Below are 22,253 nucleotides of genomic sequence, written 5' to 3'. Positions count from 1 at the left end.
CAAAAACACACCGCCTGAGTAAGCGGTGTGTTTGCTATATTAATAGCTAACGGCTAATAGCCTATAGTTAATAGTTAATAGCCAATAGTTAAGAGCTGTTAATCATTGGTTGATACCTAATTTGGATTCAATCTCGGTGATGTTACTTTTGAAAAACAGTGTTTGAGCGACTTTCAAAACCACGGGGTGGCCAGATTCTAATATCGCTTCATAGTAATACTCTTCCGCCATTGAAGGGTTGCCTTGAGATTCTTCAATTTTTGCCAAGATAATCATAGACATCACACTGTATTCATTCCTCGGAATCAAGCTCAGATAGTATTCGGCTTGGTCAGGGTTATCTTCAGTGAGGAAGTAGGCTGCTAACGCGTCATAGACTCGATAAGAGTTAGCATTGTTCTGAGCATTGAGTAACTGTTTTTTGAATTTCTTATTGAGCGCTTCAACCTGCTTATTCTTATTCTTATTCTTCGATCTCATTATAAAAATGTCGGCAAGCTCATACATGTAACGGTTCGACATAACGAAGTGGTTGTCGGTTTCTAGCTCATTGGCTTGGGCGATCTTAGACAAGGTGTCGGTTCTGTCTAACGTCATGAAGGTGAGCCCGAGCGCTTCAAGGGTGAGCTTTAAGGCTTCTTCTTGTTTGGGTAACTCAGAGATTTGCTGCTTCAATATCGATTTTTGAATATCCAAATTAAATGAATCCAATAGATCATCGAGCATTGAACGCATGGTCGTGTGGAGTGAAGCCGGGTCAATCAGGTAATCTCGACCTAGGTGTCTGAAATTAGAAATTCGGTTGAAGTAGGTGATATCAAGGTATTCTCTGTCGCCATCAATTTCACTCTTGAAACTGATCACGTTGGCTGAATTCGGCACCAAGGTTTCATCGACTACGACACGGAAATCACGATAGGTGGTCAAGTAGCTCATTAACTTATGGATGATCCCACGCTTAAAGGCATCCGTCTTCAAGTTGTCATCGATACTTACGTAGATGTATCTAGGTTCTAAAGACAAGTAGTGCACAGATTCGTGTGCTTTGTGGACTTCTGGGTTTTGGCTGTCTGCTGTTTGATTAAGACGATTTTGTTCCGTTGATTGATTTGAGTCAGCGAGTGGTTGGTTTGATTCATTAGCGGCGGTATTTAAACTGCTCAAATCGAAGGCGTCCGATGTAGGGCTGGTCGGTTTTAACGTCCACCAAATAAGTCCAAGCGCAATAACTATAGCGCCCCCAAAGATCACAGCACGAGACGTTCTTTTCTGAGGTTTATTTTCTGCGATAGGCGCTTGTTTGTCGTTAGCCGTCTTATTTACAGGTGACTGTTGAATGGTGTGTACTGTACTCGAATCGGTATGGCTTGGATCGACATAGCTCGAATCGCTAGGTCTCGAAGCGCTAGGTTGCGGATCGCTAGGTTGCTGATCGACAGGCTGAATAGGCTCTTGTGAAGCAGGTTTTTCTGAGGTTGCATCGATTGAACTCTCTTCAGATTCTTCGAGTACGGTTTTGGCCTCTGAGCCTTGATCGCTTATTAGGTTCTCACCAGTAACCGATTCTGCTTTTGGTTCAACTTGTTGTTTTTTATCCTCATCCAAAACTGGCGATGTATCTGGTGCGTCTGATTGAGTTGAAGGAAAGGAACCAAAAGCTTTAGGTGCATGATTCATGTCTGCAACTGACACGGTATTTGTGGTGACACTTGCAGGTACTAAGATGGTTTTGTGGACATCAACATCCAGTTTATAACCGCGTTTGGGCACAGTGATGATGTGTCCCATTGAATGTCGTTCAGCCGCTTTGAGTATTTTGCGCAGTTCAAAAATAGCTTGCGTGATCACCTGATCCGTCAAGATTGAGCCATTCCAGACTTCATTAATCAGCTCATCTCGTGAGAATACGATCTTAGGGTTTTGGCAGAAAAAGTTGAGTAGCTTGGACAAGCGATTGTCGATGATCACGTCTTCATCATTCATGATGAGTTTGTCTTCATCAGGAATAAATAACCACACGTCGAAAGAGTATTGAATGCGTTCTTTTTTCATAACCACCGAGACTAAGTCATTGTATTAAAATTACTTTAGTAGACATGTTTGGGCAATTCAATTAACCAATGTCTAATTATGATAAGTGGTCGTGCTTTTGAGCGGATTAGTGAGAGCCAGCAAAAAAATAAAAATAACATTGAGACTTATTCTCATTTGTTGATCTCGATAAAGGAACGGTTTAAATTGTCTGGTTAGTATCACTACAACATGAATATTATGAGGTTTTTTATGAGTACGGTCGTTGTATGGGGAGCAGGAAGTGGACTGGGTGCTGCAATTGTTGAGCATTTTCACAAACAAGATTATCAAGTGATAGCGATTGCGAGAAACCCAGAGAAGAACACGCGCTTGGCTGAACTTGGTATCACCACACTGCGTTGTGATGCTACCGATAAAGAACAGGTTGAATCTGTGGTCGCTCAGTTACCTAAATCTGCGCTTGTAGTCTCTAGTATGGGTAGCTTCAGAGCGGATGTTCCCGTTGATTACATTGGACACCGACATCTGACTGATGCGCTTGAAGCCAATGGTATCGCTCGATTTGTGCTGGTAACGTCGTTAGGTTGTGGTGACTCTTGGCAGTATTTGTCGGAGCGATCTCGAAAAGGGTTTGGCGCAGCGGTTCGTGAAAAGTCGTTGGCCGAAGCTTGGCTAACCTCGAGTTCTCTGGATTACACCATCTTACGTCCGGGTGGCTTGTTAGACGGCGAGGAGACTGGCAACGGTGAGCTGTCCCAGCAAGTCGAAGTTCATGGTGTGATTTACAGACAAGAAGTGGCGCGCCTTATTGAAGCCTTGTTAACCAATGAAGCGAGCATTGGGCAGATCTATCAGTGTGTTGATCCTACGGTTCAATATGGATAACGCTGTTAAGTCTGATTTTTAGTAAAGCCTTCAAGCTATAAATCTATAAAGCTTATAAATCCCTGAAGTCGTTTAGCTAAACTAAGCGGCTTTTGTTTGCTTCCTTTGTTTTCTCTAATTCCTGCCTTTCTGATCTTTTGCTGTCTCTTTCTGACTTTTTCTCAGATGAGAGTGGCGCTCTCTTAATCTAGATTAAGTTTTCCCTAGTTTATTCTCTGTAGTATCCGCCTGAATCAGTGCCCATGCTTAATGGGTAACTCGCGCAATACGATTTTGAGAGGAAGACACTTGAGCACTTTGTTTACAGAAACCCACATTGGCAAGATGACACTAAAGAACCGCTTTATGAGAAGTGCAACGTGGGAAAATATGGCCACCGAAGATGGGCATATGACAGATAAACTGTACGCTATCTACGAAGAGTTGGCTCAAGGTGAAGTCGGCCTGATCGTGACGGGTTACGCGAACATCGTTGAAGAAGAAAAGCCGAATGCGGGCATGATGGGGATGTATAACGACTCATTCATTGAAGAGTACAAAAAGCTGACTCAACTTGTTCACGACAACGACTCTAAAATCGTGATGCAATTGGCTTATGGTGGCACCAAAACCACGCATGATCTTGGCGAACGAGTGATCTACGCACCAAGTGAGGTTCCAGAGAAAGGAACTCAAACTCTAGGCAAAGCGATGACCAAAGACGAGATCGACTACATTGTTGACGCCTTTGCTCAAGCGTCTTTGAGAGCACAAAAATCAGGTTTTGATGGCGTTGAAATTCATGCCGCTCACACTTACCTGATTAACCAGTTCTTAAGCCCTTATTACAACCTACGTGAAGATGAATACGGCGGTAGCTTAGAAAACCGCATGAGATTCTTGTTAGAGATCTATACCGCGACGCGCAAGCTGGTGGGTGATGATTTCCCTATCTTAGTTAAGCTTACAGCTTCGGAGTTTTTTGAAGGTGGCGTCACCTTTGAGGAAACACGTATTGTGTGTAAAAAGCTTGAACAAGTGGGCGTGGATGGCATTGTCGTGTCAGGTAATATTCATGGTAAAGCAGACACTATGATTGGCGAGTCGCACGATGGTTTTACCATTCAAGCTGAAGGCTACTTCCATGAGTATGGTCACGCGATCAGCCAAGACGTTAACATCCCAGTGATCACGGTAGGTGGCCTAACGGATTTTGATGCTATCGAAGCGATTGCAAACAACACGGGCATTAAGTACTTCGCGCTTTCAAGACCGCTGCTTTCTGAACCCCATTTAGTTAAGCGTTGGAAGGAAGGGGATAGAAGCCCTGTTGAATGCGAACGATGCTCTAAATGTCGTACTAAGCGCGGTAATTTTTGCGTGGTGAATAAAGACAGAAAAGCACAGCTTGCTCGCATGTAGTCGCTGATCCTAGCTCCAAGCGAGCTCCGAAGTTTATAGCAGAGTCTAAGTTTGAGCCTGTGTAATCGCGCAGGCTCTTGTTCATTCCGTATTCCACGAAACGAAATTTGAAACCTTATTAATCACATCTTCCTGTCAAATTGGTGCGACTAAACAGATACACTACGCCTGTAAATTATCCAACCAAGTTATCAATAAAAACTGAGCAAACTTTGAAACTACTTCCTCTTCTTAAGCAACCTCGAATCCACTGACGTCTCTTTAGTTTTAGCGACATTGCTATGATTTAAGCGTGATACTCACTATTCATCCCAGTGAACCCTGTGTTTATAGGGCGTTAGTTTGTGCACCTTGGATTTGCATCGTCGAACATTTTGATAGTTAACGAATAAAACTAAATAGATCATTCAGAGGTAAAAATGCAAAAGAAGCATTGGTCCAAATTCGAGTTGCTGCATGAAGTCGTAACCAACCCCAATATTCACGTAAAAGGCCAACACAGTTATTACAGCGATTGCTGGGATAATGGGTTCGAGCAATCTGTAGTGCGTTATTTACACGGCGACGAAGTCAGCCGCCAGTGGGAGCCTCGATGGGAAATCGACGAACTCTATATCGGTGATTATGTCTGTATTGGTGCAGAGGTCGTGATTTTGATGGGTGGCAACCATACCCACAGAGTTGATTGGTTTTCGCTGTATCCATTTATGGATGTCATCGACGATGCCTACATTGGCAAAGGTGACACTCACATTGAAGATGGGGTGTGGTTAGGCATGAGAGCGATGGTGATGCCCGGTGTGACGATTGGCGAAGGCGCTGTGGTTGCAGCGAATAGTGTGGTGACTAAAGACGTCGCTCCATACAGCATTGTCGGTGGTTCTCCAGCTAAAGTCGTCAAATACCGCTTTGGTGAGTCCGTTATTGACGAACTCATGTCATTCAAAATATACGAGTGGCCCTCAGATAAATTTGAAGCGCTGAAACCGTATTTATGTAACTCAGACTTTTCAAAGTTAAAGCAGGCGATAACGGATTACGACAATTGTTTGTAAGGAGCGCTTGTAACGAGCGTTTTTAAGGTACAGGTATAGCCACAGATTTGTATAGAAAGATCTGTGTCATATTTATATTGAAAAACACGTTAAATCAGTCCGTTACCTTGCAATACTCAATATGGTGTACCAATCTTATTTCATAAGCATGGATAAGGATTGTGTATGCCCGCAAGTTCAATGAAAAACAAAGGGGTGGTGGGGAAAGTCCTACTGCCTTCTTTACTCATAAATCTTCTCTCTCTCGCCGTTCCGTTAACGGTTTTACAAATTTACGATCGTATTTTACCTAACCAAAGTTACGGTACTGCCACTTTGTTGTTGGCGGGTGCAGCGTTGGCTGTTGCCATGGAAGCATTGATCCGGTTTGTGCGTACTTGGCTTTTGTCAGCCGCGGCCAGCAATACCGAGAAAGCGACCTATCAAACCTTGGTTGAAAGAGTAACAACGGCTTCATCAGGCCATCTCCGCCAAATTGGTGTTGGCGGCGTGGAAGAGGGGCTTGGTTCTGTATCCAAAGTCAAAGATTGGTATTCCGGTGGTGTGATTGCAGGCTTTATTGATTTGCCTTTTGCCTTGATCTTCTTGGGCTTGGTGGCTTACATCGGCGGTGAGCTGGTGGCGATACCTTTGGCAGTTTGGCTGATTACTCTCGGAATCGTTTGGTTATCTTCTATTCGCGTTAAAAGCTTAAGTGAAGAAGCTTCCCAAGATGAGCAGGAGCGAAAAGCGTTCTTGATTTTACTGAGCCAAACCATTCAGGGAATCAAACGCCAGGCTGTTGAGTCTCGAATCTTCAATCAGTTTAAATCCCTCAATAATGTTCGCTCTCAGTCTAAAGCGAGAGAAGAAGAACAGAACGCCTTCGCCCAAGAATGTATTCAGCTTGCTGCATTAGCCACGTCAGTTTTACTCGTGATCACTGGCAGCTTATGGGTGTTGGATGGTCAGTTAACTACTGGTGGCTTGGCAGCATGTTCTATCTTATCTGGCAGAGCGGTTGCGCCTTTGAGTGCTCTGGTTGGGGTTAGAATCAAGCTTAATTCAATACACAGTGCCAATCAGGCAATAGAAAAATTGAGTGACTTATCACTATCGGAATCTTCAGATTCTGAGCATGCTGAGAACCACTTATCTGACTTTGATACGTTGGAAATCAAGCAAGCGACCGTTGAAAGGTATGGTGAACTCTCTCATGCAGATGTGACACTGAATAAAGGTGAGTTGGTATTGTTAGAGAGTGAAGATCGCCACACCAACAGTCATTTATTGTCGTCGATTGCAGGTATTGATGATCTAAAAGCGGGTGAGTGCTTCATTAACGGAGCTGCAGTTTCAATCGCATCCGTAACCAATATTGTGGCCTACTGTGGCGTTAAAGGGCAGTTGGTGTCGGGTACTATTCTCGACAACTTGTGTGGCTTTGACCCTGAGAAAACGCAAAGCGCCAGTGACTATGCAAAGCGTTTGGGTTTAACCAAAGAGATTACTCGATTACCCGATGGGCTCGAGACACAAATTGGCCATACGAGTGCTTCTTTGTTGAGTATGGGTAACGTGAAAATGCTCAATATCGCGGCTCAATTGGCAAGTGATAAACCCATAATCATGTTGGAAAGGCCGGATTCTTCACTTGATTTAGACGCCCTTGGGAATCTAGCTAAGGTGTTGGAAGAAGAAGTAACGGCAGGACGCACGATACTGATGGTGAGCTACCATTCGAAGCTTCGCGAATTTGCTAATCGAATCATTACAGTGGAAAGTCGAGCTATTACGGTCGACAGCGAGAGCAATCAGGAGGCCGTCGTATGAATCGTTTAGATATTGGTAACCCTTCAGGTATGAACAACTGTGCAGATACCAGCGCTCGACAAGAGGTGATGAACCATTTAGAAACCGAGAGCCTTTCCGTTCTTAAGCAATTGGAAGTTAATGCTAATATCCAGTTGTTCGCACATCAATGGGTCGATGAAAATGGCATTGAATCAATCGACGATATGTTTGCCTTGTTCGACAGGCTTGCACTGCCTTATCGCTTGGTTGCCAACCTAGATGAAGTTGGTGAACATAAATTGGTCTTACTGGTACTTGGTGAACATGAGCTGGTCTCTGGTCATTTAGAATCCAAGCAATTTGTTGCCTTTAATGCCAATGACGACATCACCGATGTCCCTCAGTTTTGTATTGTTATCGAAGGGCCACCATTAGAGAAGGCCTCTCCTGATTGGGTTGGCGAAAGGTTACATGCGTTTCGTCCCATCATTCCTAAATTGTTGTTGGTCAGCTTTATCACTAACTTATTTGCGCTTGCTGTTCCCTTCATCACGATGTCGATTTATGACCATGTGATTGGCGGTGACGCAGGGCATGAGTTGCAAGGTATCGCCATTGGCGCGGCGTTGTTGTTTGTGATGATGGGTTGGTTGAGAACATTACGTAGCCGAGTGTTTGCTTCAGTTTCCAACCGAGTAAGTCGTGAGATTTCTCAATCCCTCGTGCAGCGTCTGCTTCGTAATAGCTATGCTCAAAATCAGCAAACAGCTTCTTCTAGTCAGCAAAACCAAGTGATGCTGTCGGAGCGTATTTCAGGTGTGCTATCGGGGCCATTAGGAAATGCGCTGTTTGACCTACCATTCATTCTTATTTTTGTACTTGCGATAGGTGTTTTAGGCGGATGGTTGGTACTGGTTCCAGTCGTCTCTTTAATCCTTTATTACTTGCTAGCAAAACGCTCGATACGCTCTAGCAGCAAGCGCTCTATGCAATCGACAGTGGCAGGTACGAATCGTCAAAACATGACTAATGAGCTGTCATCCAAGCTTGCCTTTATTCGCAGTGCTGGATTCTCAGAGCACTGGATTCAACGTTTCAAAAAGGCCAATCTTCTTGCTTCAACAGTGACCTTTAATCAATCGGTTCTCCAGAGCCGGTACACCTCGATTTACTATTTCATTGGTGTGGGGTCGACACTCGCCGTGATGGGGTTAGGAATAGGACTTATTTTTGAACAAGTGATGACGCCCGGTGGTTTGATTGCTTCAATGATGTTGATATCTAAGGTGACTGGCCCAGCTCAGGTGTTGGCAAACAGCGCGATGCGTTTTAATAGCTTTAATCAATCCAAGCTGCAAGTGAACCGTATTTTGTCTCAGCCGTCTGAGCGTGAATTCAGTTACCAGCATCACCCGTTACCTGTGGTAGCGCCTAACTTGAAATTAGACCAAGTGACACTGCGCTATCCCAAACAGAGTCGCCCTGCCTTGAATGGTGTGAGTTTTGATATTGAAGCCGGTGAAATTGTCGCGATTACCGGCCCTTCTGGGAGCGGTAAATCAACATTAATTGAAGTGCTGTCTGGCTTGCAGCCTATCCAAAACGGCATGGTTGAGCTTGAAGGCGTTAACCTCGTTCAATACGATCCGCAGCTTTATCGCCACTGGTGTTTCATTCGAGCCGCATATCCTGATTTGCTTACGCTGAGTATTCGAGAGTGGCTAAACGACGGTCACAAAGTCGAAGATCAGAAAATGATCTCTGCAATTGAAATGGTCGGCGGAAAGCGTTGGTTCGAGACATTGTCAGGTGGGCTAGACACCTCCATCAGTAGTATTCAACCGGACAGCCTTTTTGACATGTTGTCTGGCAGCGTCGCGCAGATCCTCATTGATGCAAAAGCGCTGGTTTATGACTACCCAATGTTCTTAATGGATAATCCTGTGCCTGATGCTCACCCAAATGCTAAACGTATATTTGGTGAGTTTGTGCAGTCGAAAAAAGGAAAAGCAACGGTGATCTACACGTCCCACGATCCGGATTTAATCAAGCTTGCCGATAAAGTGGTGGTGTTAAATGAAGGAGCTGTAGTTTATGCAGGCCCAGTAGAGCCGGAGCAGTCTTCGAAGCAGGAACAGCCTTCAGAGCCTCAAGTTTCTCAAGAACCGCAGTTATCTGAGCAACCGTTATCTCAAGTGCTACAGCCGTCAACTCAAGAGGCGTCTGCTCAACAAAATGCAGCCCAACAAGAACAATCAAAGTCTAAGCAAGGAGTCGCTAATGACTAAACAATCTATCGAGAAGGGCAAGCGCTACGGTGAACTTGTTGAATCACAAAATACGGCTCGTACATTGGCACTGGCCACATGGTCGGTTGCCTTATGTGTTATTGCTTTTGCCACTTGGTCTGTAGTCACTCAAGTTGATGAAATCGCCAAAGCCAAAGGTGCTGTGATTCCAGAAGGCGAGAAGCAAGTATTACAAAGTGCGATTGGCGGTAAGTTAAAGCAAATTCTCGTTAAAGAAGGGCAGTTGGTTGAGAAAGGCCAGCCGCTTGTTGAGTTTGATGCCACTTTCCAGCGTACCGCCCTTGAAGAGCTAAAGTCCCAACAAGTGACGCTTCTAGCCAGTGTGGAACGTATGAATGCGCTGCTTGAGCAGCGTGAGCCTAACCTTGCTGAGTTTGAGGTCGATTACCCAGAGATCGTCAGCCAACAAAAAGCGCAGCTGAACGCGCAAAAAGCCCTCTACTTCCAAAAGCGTGTGGTGCTTGAGAAAGAGAGCGAGCAAATTGCAGAGCAGCTTCGTAGCGTAGAAAAGGCCTTGCCGAGTTATGAGAAAGAGTTAAATGCGACTAAGCAAGAGTTGAACATACTGGAGAAGGGTTACAAAGCGGGTAACATTTCACGTTTACGTGTGCTTGAAATGCGACAAAAATTGGCCAGTATCGAACAGAAAATCGAAGAAGCTCGTGGTAAGAAGTCGGTATTGATTAGACAAGCTGACAGTAATGACCAAAAAATCATACAGCTTCTGGCGGAAGCGAAAGCTAAAGTGAGCGATGATCGTTCTAAAGCCGTATCTGACTTATCAGCATTGAATGCTAGAGTTCGTTCAAGCCAAGCTAAATTGACCAACACCATGTTGGTGTCGCCGCTACAAGGTTTGGTGCAAAGCCTGCCAAGTACACAGAACGGAGGTGTTATTCAGCCGGGTGGGACAGTGGTTGAAATTGTTCCTGTTGGTGGGAAAGCCGACTTTAAAGCTCGTTTGTCGCCAAGAGATATTGGTTTTGTGAGTGTAGGGCAGCCGACTCGTATCAAGATTGATGCGTTTGATTACAGCCGCTTTGGGGCGCTAAAAGGGGCGGTGGAGAGTATTTCACCGACCACAAGTCAAAGTGAACGCGGTGAAATCTATTATGAAGTAGTCGTCTCGGTGGATGTTCCCTATTTCCGTGATAATCCGGAGAGCTTTTCTATCTTGCCAGGTATGACGGGCGAGGTAGATATTACAACCGGTGAGAAGTCCGTTTTCCAATACCTGTGGAAGCCAATTTACACGAACGTGAGCGTCGCATTTGGTGAAAGGTAGCTACGTTAACTAGTCGATGAGAGTATACGAATAACAACAGCAAATAATAAAAAGGGAGCACATCATGTGCTCCCTTTTTGATTGTCGTTTTTTCAAGTTTGTATGTTCTTTAGAGAGAAACAATCGGGAGCAATTAATGCTCCCGATTGTGCTTGCCTAGAGTTTAAGCGGTAAGTTACTAGCACTAAGCACTAAGCACTAAGCACTAGGCATTAGGCACCTTACACTTGAAGTCATGAGTTAGGATCTATGTCCGGTAACCCATCGATATCGTTGTGGTGGTGGTGCTCATCATCTTGGTTATGGTTGATGTTTGCATCATGGTGTTCCAGCGCGTCTGACATATCCAAGTGCGCTTGGTCATGTGTTGCTGCATCTGGTTGGTCGACTTGTGCAAGTACGATATCCATATCCGCAGGTTGATCGTGAACCGTTGTCGATGTCGCATCGGGTTTAATGCCCAATGCATCCAGATAAGCGGCTGCACCATGGTGACTGCTTTTCTGATCGGGTTCTTGATGGGTCTGCTGGGTTAAATCTAGATTGCTATCATCGCTTAGTGTGACCGTAAAGTCGGCTTGCGAAGCCATGTCTGGCTCGTCATGTTGAACAGGAGGCGGTGGTGGGGGAGCAGGGTGAGCAGTCGAAATTGGTGATAAATCCATTCCTGTCAGGGTTGTTTGATCGATATGATGACCACTGTGACCGTGTACCGATTGAGAGTGTAAATGTAGATGAACTTCAACATGGGAGTTTTGAGAGCCACCGAGTGTTAGCACAAATGTGTCAGTTTCATCAGTACCACCATAGTTTCCCCCGCTATGTGTTTTGATGACACCAGAACTCGGAGCATAGTCATAATGGAGTTCACCAGTTGCAGGATTCACATTCAGCGTTCCAAATTGGCCTTGTAGGTGAGACAGGGAATGGCCATGCCCATCAGAAATCCCCCAACCAGTGAGCAAGCTTGGTGTGCCTTGATGAATAATGGGTGGTATACCAAGGGTTGCATGGAGATCTTGATGTCCGGCACCTCCTGATATTTTTGGTGGGTTAAGTAATGTTGCGTGAGGTATCGCATCGGTATGGCCATTGATGGTCATCGTAATTTCTTGTGGTACTTTTTGGCCGTGCCCGTCATCAACAAGCAAAGTGAACTTGTCTTGCAGCGTGTCGTTATCGTTAAGGGCATTTACAGAGGGGTTGTTGTTATCTAAGTGATAAACCCAAGTGCCACTATGCGAATCAAAAACAACATGGCCATACGCGGCGCTGTGAGCTGGATCTAGAGCTATGGTGGTGGTATCACCATCGACATCATTGATGATCAGTTGGCCCGCAGGGTTAAGACCTGAATCTTCATCGACCGAGTGTTGGCCGACAACATGACTTGTTTGTGGCTTCTCTGAAACTGTCGGTAGGTCGTTGGTTCCCGTAATAGTGACCACGATATCATGGTGCGTGCCATCTGCAGATTGAACCGTGATGGTTTCAGTGTCTGTCTGACCTTCGCCAAGCTGTTGAACTATAGGATGGTTGTTGTCAAGATCGTAAGTCCAGTGACCATTTACATCGATATGAGCGTGCCCATAGCCTTTGCTTCCGGCTATTCCAGCTCCACCCTGTACCGCGGTAAACCCTGCTGTTCCATCAGGGTCACTCGCCGTCAACGTACCTGAAGCTTGAAGTGTTATGTCTTCTTTTGCCACTCCTGTGGAGTCTCCACTGAATGTTGCAGGGTCAGCGACACTCGCTATATTAATGAGTATTGACCCTTCTTTTGAATCAAGATGACCATCGTTTGCGGTAAATTGCACCCCTCCTAATCCGCTGACACCAGAACTAAAGTAGTTGTGAGTTGGGGTGAAGATGAGTGATGAAACGTCGGAGGCGCTGACGTCATCACCAACATTCACTGTGGTGCCATTCAGCGATAACACGCCATGGGCGACATTGGTAATCGTGATGTGGTTTAACGCATCTCCATCAATATCAGAATATTTAAAGTCTGCGGTGGTGAACGCATGAGGTTTATCTTCTAAAGAACTAATAAAACTCGATCCAACGATAGGTGCATCATTGACTGCATTGACATCCACTACCATCGTTGCGCCTGCCGAATTTTTATGGCCATCATTCGCAGTAAATGTAAATTGCGCATAGTTGGCGCCGTTTTCATTATTGTTCGGCGTGAAAGTTAAATGGCCTGCGTCTAAGTCAGCCTTGCTGATTTGCTGGTTGGCGGTTACGGCGTTACCGTTTAGAAGTAATAATCCATGACTCGGTATGCTGCTAATAGTCACGAACTGTAACGCATCGCCATCTTGATCACTGTAACCAAATTCACTGGTCGTAAAGGTTCTGGTGATGTCTTCATTTGTAGAAACGGTTTGCCCTGTCACCGTTGGCGCATGTTGTAGAGGAGGGGTGACTTCAATAGAGAGAGAGTTTTGAGAAGAATCTCCTATTGGGTTACCCCCATCATCACCGACACGATAAACCATACTTGGCACTTTACCTGTAAAGCCAGCTTCCGGGGTGAAGGTATAATGACCATTCGCTTCGATCGCGAGTGTACCGATACCGGCCATAGTATGTGGTTGCCCAGGCCTTACTGCGACATAGCCTGACACGGGGTCCTTTATTTGAATATCTTGCAACACCAGATGTGCGTTGGAATCGGTGTCTGTTGCTGCACCACTCAATCCTTGATCCATCCCAGAGCCAGTAAGTAGATTCCCTTCAACTGGACCACTATGTTGAACACCAGAATCACTGAGGCTGTGTAGAGTAGGAGCGTCAGTAGTCCCGTTAATAGTGACGGTAATTGAATGCTTGGTACCGTCTTTTGATGTGACTTCAATGCTATCTGTGAGTGTTTGTCCATTGTCTAAGTCTTGAATCGACGTACTCTTGTTGTCTGCTTTATAAACCCATGTCCCAGTACTAGTGATGTCGAAATGACCATAGGTTCCATCCAGAGATATTTTCGGTTGCCCCTTAAGATCTAATGCAGCTTCGCCATGACCATCAGCGTCAGAAACAATCAGGTGCCCATGGCAAGAAAGGGCATCTGGAATAGTTGCTGACCCCGTGATATGCGCGTTGTGGTGAATGTTTGTATCTTCTCCTATGCTGCCTGAGTCACCGGTAAATGTGGCGGCATCATTAACTGCTGCAAGGGTTGTGATTGCTCCTGTATGAGTCGTTCCGCCATGCGCATCTGTCACGTCATAGCTAAAATGAACTTGGCCGTTATAGTCTTTGGTTGGAGTAAAAGTGTAGGTGCCGTCTTTGTTATCGACTACAGAGCCGTGATCGACTAACAGATTCTCAATGGAAAGCTTACCTGCGTCATTGGCATCCACGTCGACAGTATTGGCTAATAAATCAGCTATGGTGAAAGTAAGAGCTGTATCTTCTGTGCCTGTGGAAAGTGTTACTTCAGAACTGATATAAGGTCTATCATTATCACCATGAATGGTAATGACTATGTCTTGCGCAGTACCATCTTTAGAATAAATGGTAATCGTATCTGTTAATTCTTGCCCATCGCCTAATTGATCGATCTTTGTGGCTACGTTTTGTTGGTTACTACCAACGGTAACCTTATAATGCCAATTACCATCGGCATTTAGTATTAATTGACCATAAGTGCCATGGTAGGAGTAGCCTATGCCTTTTGTATCAAATTGTGCTTCGCCAGCGTCTGGGTCAATAATCTCTAACTTGCCATCAGTATATAAAGGGTCATTGGTTAATTTAGCCATCCCAAGCTGTGCGTAGTTTGGTGACCGATCATGATAGGTACCATGCCCTTCATCGACATCGCCAGTTGTCGTTCCAGTGATTACTGCTGTGTCACCTACCGCATCAATATGAAGAGTGTTAGTAGCCTCTTGTGAGTCATCATGCCCATCGTTAACAGTATATTTAAACTGAACATCGCCATTAAAATCTTGCGCAGGAACGAACTGAAGTTTACTGATGTCAGCTGTAGGGATGTGTTGCCCCGCTGTAACATCGTGTCCATCAAGCACAAATTTACCTTGTGTTACTGGTGGTAGATCTGTGATTGCAACTGAATGTAGCGTATCGCCACTATCAACATCCGTAAATCCAAACTGACTCGCTTGCATTTGATAATGCGTGTCTTCAGTGCCGTTACTTAGCGCAACTTGGGTAACGGTTGGCGCATCATTGGTGCCTACAACGTCTATGTGCAACTCGTATGCCGTTCCATCATAACTATGAACACGGTAGATAACGGTTTCAGTTTGCCCTTGAGCAAGGTGTTGCAAATTGGCATTATTAACGCTGTACCCCCAATTGCCCATGCTATCAATACGTAACATGCCACCAAACGGATCGTGAACTGCTGATTCACCAAACTGGCTGTATTGGAATTTATTCTCCCCGCTATCTGGATCCACAACTTGTAGTCTTCCATTCGCGAGCTCAGTTGTAACCCCTGCATTGTGGCTGCTGTGTGAACCATCTTCAGTGACGTGGTCAGTTGTCACTTCTGAAATGATGGCGCCGTCTGGGGTAGCGGTGAGTGTGGTAGACGCCCCTGTATGAGTCGTTCCGCCATGCGCATCTGTCACATCATAGCTAAAATGAATCTGACCGTTATAGTCTTTGGTTGGGGTAAAAGTGTATGTTCCGTCTTGATTATCTAGAATAGAACCATGATCAGCGTGAAGATTCGCAACGGTGAGTTTGCCTAGGTCGTTGCTATCCACGTCTATAGTGTTTGCTAAGAGTTCGGTGGCCGTGATGGTTTGCGCGAGGTCTTCTTTACCGCTGTTGAGCTGCACTTCTGAAGAGCAGTATGGACGGTCGTTGTCGCCATGAATGGTGATAACAATATCATGAGTAGTACCGTCTTTACTTTGTATCGTTATCGTATCAGTGAGTGTCTCATTTGCACCAAGTTGATCAATCGTCGATCCTACATTTGTTGTTAATCCACCATTTACATCAGCAGTGCCGGTCGCAACACCATAAAACCATTTACCATCTGTATTAAGAATCAAATGGCCATATTTTCCATGATAGGTATAACCAATACCTTTAGAATCAAAACTATTCTCGCCGGTATCTGGATCGATGATTGTTAGTTGCCCCTCAACATGAATCATACTATTAGTTAAATGCGCCATACCTGACTGGGCAAAGTCTGGCGACATATCAGGGTTTCTGTTTTCATAAACATCGCCAGTATCCACACCTGATATAACGGCTTTATCTCCCACCGCATCAATATGAAGTGTGTTGGTAGCCTCTGCAGAGTCGGTATGCCCATCGTTAACAGTATATTTAAACTGAACATCGCCATTAAAATCTTGCGCAGGAACGAACTGAAGCTTACTGATGTCAGCTGTAGGGATGTGTTGTCCCGTTGTAACATCGTGTCCATCAAGCACAAACTTACCTTGTGTTGCTGATGGTAGATCTGTGATTGCTATGGAATGTAACGTATCGCCTGTGTCGATATCACTGAATCCAAACTGACTGGCTTGTATTTGGTAGTGTGTATCTTCAGTGCCATGTGCCAGTGTCGTCGCAGTGATGGTTGGCTTATCATTGGTGCCTGTCACCGTTATTGTTATATCGTGGGCAGTGTGGTCTGCAGAGTAAACACGATATACAACTTTTTCTACTTCACCTTCAGCTAATGATTGCAAGCGACTATTGGCTACTTCATATCCCCAAGCGCCACTTGGTGTAATGCGTAAAAAACCACCAAAGGGATCGTAAATCGCCTGTTCTCCTAATAACAAATTGACCTGAAAATGGTCTTGCCCTGCATCAGGATCTGTCACACTCAGCAAACCCGATGCAACGACAGGCTGTAATGAACTGTGACCCACATTATGATCTTCAATAATCGTTCCGGTATCACTACCGCTTATAACCGCTTTATCAGCAACTGCACTTAAACTGCTGGTAGCTCCAGTATGAGTGACACCGCCATGTGCATCTTTGACATCATAGGTGAAATGAACTTTACCGTTATAGTCTTTTTCTGGTGTGAAAGTGTATGTACCATTTTGGTTATCTAAAATCGAGCCGTGATCTGGATGAAGGTTTGCTACTGTAAGCAGTCCAGAGTCATTTTTATCGACATCTATTGAATTTTGTAACAGTTGTGCAGCTGTAATGGTTTGTCTCGTATCTTCAGTACCTGCGTTGAGTTGTACTTCTGAAGAGCAATAAGGCCTGTCGTTACTACCATTGATAGTGATGACTATATTATGTGGTGTTCCATCTTTTGTGTGAACGGTGATAGTGTCTGTGAGTGTTTCACCCTCACCTAATTTATCGATAGCGGAGCCTCTGGTCGTGGGCCTTCCACCAATCTGAGTGAGGCTTCCTGCATCGGCATAGTAATTCCAATCGCCATTTGGATTTAATATTAAGTCACCATATGTACCGTGATAATTATACCCCACATTATTATCAGCAAAGCCAGACTGACCAGAGTCAGGATCAACCACAGATAAATGTCCATTAGCGTTGAGTGTACTAACTCGAAGTGTCGCCATACCTGGTTGAGCATGATCTGGCGACATATTATCTCCAGCCGCTTTCTCAGTGACACTTGCAGTATCTACTCCACCGACCACAGCGTTATCATTAGTGCCGTTCACTGTAATGGTGACTTGATGAGGTGTGCCATCGGCTGAATGAACGGTAATGGTATCAGTAGCGGTTGCGCCATTACTTAACGCTTGAACTGCTGGGTTAGTGTTATCTAAGTCGTACGTCCAAGCGCCATTATCTGTTAGATGTAATGTACCTAAGGAGCCCTGGATATCAGTATTCGCAAAGTGTGCTTCGCCTGTATCGACATCGGTGACAGTCAGTGTGCCTGAGGTCTGAAGTTGAGATTCTTCTGTTACTGCGCCAGTATTAGATCCACCAATCACGGCTTTATCATTAGTGCCATTGATGGTTACCACGACATCATGCGTTGTACCGTCTTTCGAAGTCACTTTAATTGTATCTGTTAACTGCTCACCTTCGCCTAAGGATTGAATCGCTGTTTGAGAATTATCGGCAGAGTAACTCCAGCTCCCATCTTGACTGATCTCCAATTTACCATAATGACCTTGTAGGGCCGTTTTGTTAAATCCATGGGATACAAAGCTACCTTCACCTGTATCTATATCGACAATATCTAACTTACCTGTCGCAGTCAGTTCATTACTCTGAGGATTAGCGCTCACATCTTCTTTTAATGCCCCCGTATCGACACCACTAATGACCGGCGTATCATTCGTGCCCGTCACCGTAATCACTAAATCTTTAGTATCTGTTGCACCTGCAGAATCGGTCACGGTAACAGGGATAGTGAACGTGCTTATCTCACCTGCTTTAAGGTGTTGGAAGCTTGCATCTGTTGGGTCTAGGTTGTAGCTACCATCTGCATTGAGTGTAAATCCACCCTGTGTTGATGTGGTTGTGAAGGTTGCAGTATCACCCGCATCAATATCCGTTGAGGTGAGTTGACCTGTGACTACTGCACCATCTTCAGTGGCGTTCACTGGCACAATCGAATTAATAACAGGCGCATCGTTTGCCGGTGTTACATCAACATTGATAGTTTGACTGGTTGTCGTATGCCCATCAGTCACTGAAAGAACAACTGTAGCAGGACCATTGTAATTAGCATCAGGCGTAAACACGATTTCACCTTGCGCATTCAGCGAGGCACTACCGTGTGTCGCTGACACACTCGGGGTCAACGTATCCGTCGTATCAATATCCGTTGCATGGAAGGTAATGGTTTTACTGCCATCCTCGGTTACCGTTTGCGTCGCAACAGGGGTGATAACAGGTGCATCATTGGTACCATTGATGGTTACCAAAATAGTTTTCTGTGTGCCATCAACCGAGGTTATTGTTGTCGACTCTGTTAAAGTTTCACCAACACCTAAAGCCTGAACAGCCGCTTGTTTTGAATCTGCGGAAAATAGCCAAATGCCACTTGGTATAAGTGTAAATGAGCCGATCCCGTGGTCGCCAACAATGCCAGATTGCATCGGAAATGTAGCTTCATTCGTATCTACATCGGTAATGAATAGCTTGCCTTGTGTAAGCATGTAGTTTGGGTGAACATTCAACTGATTTGTTAAATCTTGATCTTCGGTAACTGCTCCCGTATTTGTACCAGTAATAACAGCCTTGTCATTAGTTCCATTAACGGCAATGGTCACTTGGTGAGTTGTACCATCTGCTGAAGTAACTGTAATGGTATCGGTTGTTGCAGCGCCTTTACCTAGGGCTTGCACCGTTGGGTTTGTGTTATCTAAATCGTAAGTCCACTGCCCAGCATCGGTTAAATGCAATGTCCCAAGCGAGCCTTTAATATCTGTATTTGAGAAGTGTGCTTCACCGGTATCGGTATCTGTAATAGTCAGCGAGCCTGAGGTTTGTAACTGCGTTTCTTCGGTCACTGCGCCTGCAGAAGTCCCACCAATTACAGCCGTATCATTAGTCCCATTCACCGTAATGGTAATTTGATGCGGCGTACCATCTGCTGAGTTGACAGTAATAGTATCAGTCGCTGTCGCGCCTTTACCTAAGGCTTGAACTTGTGGATTCGTATTATCTAAATCGTAAGTCCAAGTGCCGTTATCAGTTAAATGTAAAGTGCCTAATGTGCCTGCAATATCAGTGTTGGAGAAGTGTGCTTCACCAGTATCTACGTCAGTGACAGTCAGTGTACCTGACGTCTGATGTTGAGATTCTTCAGTTACTGCCCCAGAGTTTGTCCCGCCAATGATGGCCTTGTCGTTAGTGCCATTAACCGTAATAGTAATTTGATGTGGTGTGCCGTCAGCAGAATGAACAGTAATGGTATCGGTAGCGGTTGTTCCTTTACCTAGCGCTTGAGCGGTTGGGTTGGTGTTATCTAAGTCGTAAGTCCATGTCCCCGAATTAGTGAGGTGTAAGGTGCCTAAAGTCCCAGCAATATCGGTATTGGAGAAGTGTGCTTGACCGGCATCAACATCAGTTACAGTCAGTAAGCCAGAGGTTTGAAGTTGAGATTCTTCGGTGACCGCGCCGGCACTTGTTCCGCTTATCACGGCTTTGTCATTGGTACCATTAATAGTGATTTTGATGGTCGATGGTGTGCCATCAACGGAAGAGACGGTAAAGGTTTCTTCGACTTTGTCGCCAACGTTTAATTGATTAAACGCGCTATTGGCCGTGAAGACCCAATGACCATTGGCGTCAACAGTTAGGTCGCCGTTGGTGCCTGCAATAGAATCCGGCGTAAACGTATTGTCTGGGTTATCAACATCGATACTGGTTAGGGTGCCTGAGGTTGTCACCGCTTTGTCAGTCTCATCAATGGCGACGGTCGCACTGCTGACCGTGGCTTGGTCATTGGTGCCATTGATCGTCACTTTTATGGTCGAAGGTGTGCCATCAACAGACGATACAGTGAAGGTTTCTTCGACTTTATCGCCGATGTTTAATTGATTAAATGCGCTGTTAGCTGTGAAGGCCCAATGACCATTGGCATCAATAATAAGGTCGCCATTGGTGCCTGAAATAGAATCCGGCGTAAACGTGTTGTCTGGGTTGTCTACATCGGTACTGGTGAGGGTTCCAGAAGTTGTTATAGCGCTGTCCGTTTCATCCACACTGACCGTCGCGGTACTGACCGTCGCTTTATCATTGGTACCATTAATCGTGACTTTAATGGTCGAAGGTGTGCCATCAACAGACGATACAGTAAAGGTCTCTTCGACTTTATCGCCGACGTTCAATTGATTAAATGCGCTGTTAGAGGTGAAGATCCAATGACCATTGGCATCAATAGTCAAGTCGCCATTTGTGCCTGCAATGGAATCTGGCGTAAACGTATTATCTGTATTATCCACGTCAGTACTGGTTAACGTGCCTGAGGTAGTTACTGCTTTGTCGATTTCATCCACACTTACAGTTGCGGTACTGACCGTCGCTTTATCATTGGTGCCATTAATTGTCACTTTGATCGTTGACGCAGTGCCATCAATAGACGATACAGTGAAGGTCTCTTCGACCTTATCGCCGACGTTTAACTGATTAAACGAGCTGCTCGCGGTGAACACCCAATGACCATTGGCATCAATGGTGAGGTCACCATTTGTGCCTGAAATGGAATCTGGCGTGAAGGTATTGTCTGGGTTATCCACGTCAGTACTGGTTAGCGTGCCTGAGGTAGTTACCGCTTTATCGGTTTCATCGATGGCAACGGTCGCACTGCTGACAGTAGCTGCGTCATTAGTGCCATTAATCGTCACTTTGATGGTCGAGGGTGTGCCATCAACAGACGACACCGTGAAGGTTTCTTCGACCTTATCGCCAACGTTTAGTTGATTAAACGCGCTGTTGGCGGTGAAGGTCCATTGGCCATTAGCACCAATGGTGAGGTTGCCGTTGGTGCCAGTAATCGAATCCGGTGTGAATGCGTTATCTGGGTTATCCACGTCGATACTGGTTAGGGTGCCTGAGGTTGTTACCGCTTTGTCAGTCTCATCGATGGCAACGGTCGCACTGCTGACAGTAGCTTTATCATTGGTGCCATTAATCGTCACTTTTATGGTCGACGGTGTACTATCGATGGAAGAGACAGTGAAAGTCTCTTCGACTTTATCGCCAACGTTCAATTGATTAAACGCACTGTTCGCGGTGAACGCCCAATGACCATTGACATCAATGGTGAGGTCGCCATTTGTGCCTGCAATGGAACCTGGCGTGAAGGTATTGTCTGGGTTATCCACGTCAGTACTGGTTAGCGTACCTGATGTCGTTACTGCTTTGTCGGTTTCATCGATGGCAATGGTCGCGCTGCTGACAGTAGCAGCGTCATTAGTGCCATTGATCGTGACTTTAATGGTCGAAGGTGTGCCATCAACGGAAGTGACGGTAAAGGTTTCTTCGACTTTGTCGCCGACATTCAATTGGTTAAACGCACTGTTCGCAGTGAACGTCCAATGACCATTGGCATCAATAGTCAGGTCACCATTAGATCCAACAACGGAATCCGGCGTGAAGGTATTATCTGTATTATCCACGTCAGTACTGGTTAGCGTACCTGATGTCGTTACCGCTTTGTCGGTTTCATCGATGGCGACGGTCGCACTGCTGACAGTAGCGGCGTCGTTAGTGCCGTTAATCGTGACTTTAATGGTCGAAGGTGTGCCATCGATGGACGACACCGTGAAGGTTTCTTCGACTTTATCGCCGACGTTCAGTTGATTAAACGCGCTATTGGCCGTGAAGACCCAATGACCATTGGCGTCAACAGTTAGGTCGCCGTTGGTGCCTGCAATAGAATCCGGCGTAAACGTATTGTCTGGGTTATCAACATCGGTACTGGTTAGCGTGCCTGAGGTTGTTACCGCTTTGTCAGTTTCATCGATGGCAATGGTCGCGCTGCTGACAGTAGCGGCATCGTTAGTGCCGTTAATCGTCACTTTTATGGTGGAAGGTGTGCCATCAATAGAC

General features: G+C 45.4%; 8 protein-coding genes. 6 read left to right on the top strand and 2 right to left on the bottom strand.

From position 1 onward, the window contains the following. Positions 1–102: 102 nt before the first annotated feature. Positions 103–2,052, bottom strand: a complete 1,950-nt coding sequence (locus AACT19_RS14435) for a winged helix-turn-helix domain-containing protein (protein ID WP_076646901.1) — start codon at positions 2,050–2,052, stop codon at positions 103–105. Between the two features lie 231 nt (positions 2,053–2,283). Here AACT19_RS14435 and AACT19_RS14430 point away from each other — a divergent pair, with 231 nt between their 5' ends. The 6 genes from AACT19_RS14430 to AACT19_RS14405 all read left to right on the top strand — a co-directional run bounded on the left by AACT19_RS14430 (position 2,284) and on the right by AACT19_RS14405 (position 10,742). Further along, positions 2,284–2,919 carry an SDR family oxidoreductase gene (locus AACT19_RS14430; protein ID WP_004731508.1) on the top strand — a complete coding sequence of 212 codons (636 nt, stop codon included), beginning with the start codon at positions 2,284–2,286 and terminating at the stop codon, positions 2,917–2,919. 288 nt (positions 2,920–3,207) lie between these two features. Beyond that, entirely contained in the window at positions 3,208–4,320 is a 1,113-nt protein-coding gene (locus AACT19_RS14425) for an NADH:flavin oxidoreductase (RefSeq protein WP_076646899.1), read from the top strand. 419 nt (positions 4,321–4,739) lie between these two features. After that, positions 4,740–5,375 (top strand): CatB-related O-acetyltransferase, encoded by a 636-nt coding sequence (locus tag AACT19_RS14420; RefSeq protein ID WP_065605615.1) that lies wholly within the window; start codon positions 4,740–4,742, stop codon positions 5,373–5,375. Positions 5,376–5,540: 165 nt separating this feature from the next. After that, entirely contained in the window at positions 5,541–7,187 is a 1,647-nt protein-coding gene (locus AACT19_RS14415) for an ABC transporter transmembrane domain-containing protein (RefSeq protein ID WP_017103750.1), read from the top strand. Next, the gene (locus AACT19_RS14410) at positions 7,184–9,436 is read left to right on the top strand and encodes a peptidase domain-containing ABC transporter (RefSeq protein ID WP_076646897.1); all 2,253 of its coding nucleotides are present in this window, start codon (positions 7,184–7,186) and stop codon (positions 9,434–9,436) included. The genes AACT19_RS14415 and AACT19_RS14410 overlap by 4 nt, the downstream gene beginning before the upstream one ends. Further along, entirely contained in the window at positions 9,429–10,742 is a 1,314-nt protein-coding gene (locus tag AACT19_RS14405) for an HlyD family type I secretion periplasmic adaptor subunit (protein WP_017077554.1), read from the top strand. Before AACT19_RS14410 ends, AACT19_RS14405 begins: the two co-directional genes overlap by 8 nt. A gap of 233 nt (positions 10,743–10,975) precedes the next feature. On the opposite strand, the gene AACT19_RS14400 is transcribed toward AACT19_RS14405, so the two are convergent. After that, a complete protein-coding gene (locus AACT19_RS14400) occupies positions 10,976–22,222 on the bottom strand; it encodes a VCBS domain-containing protein (protein ID WP_207551967.1) in 11,247 nt (3,748 codons plus the stop codon). Positions 22,223–22,253 lie beyond the last annotated feature (31 nt).

The sequence above is a fragment of the Vibrio sp. 10N.222.47.A9 genome (genome assembly GCF_963872585.1).
GTDB lineage: Bacteria > Pseudomonadota > Gammaproteobacteria > Enterobacterales > Vibrionaceae > Vibrio > Vibrio splendidus.
The sequence above is the reverse complement of the archived record's forward strand: the minus strand, read 5'-3'. Positions and strand labels throughout refer to the sequence as shown.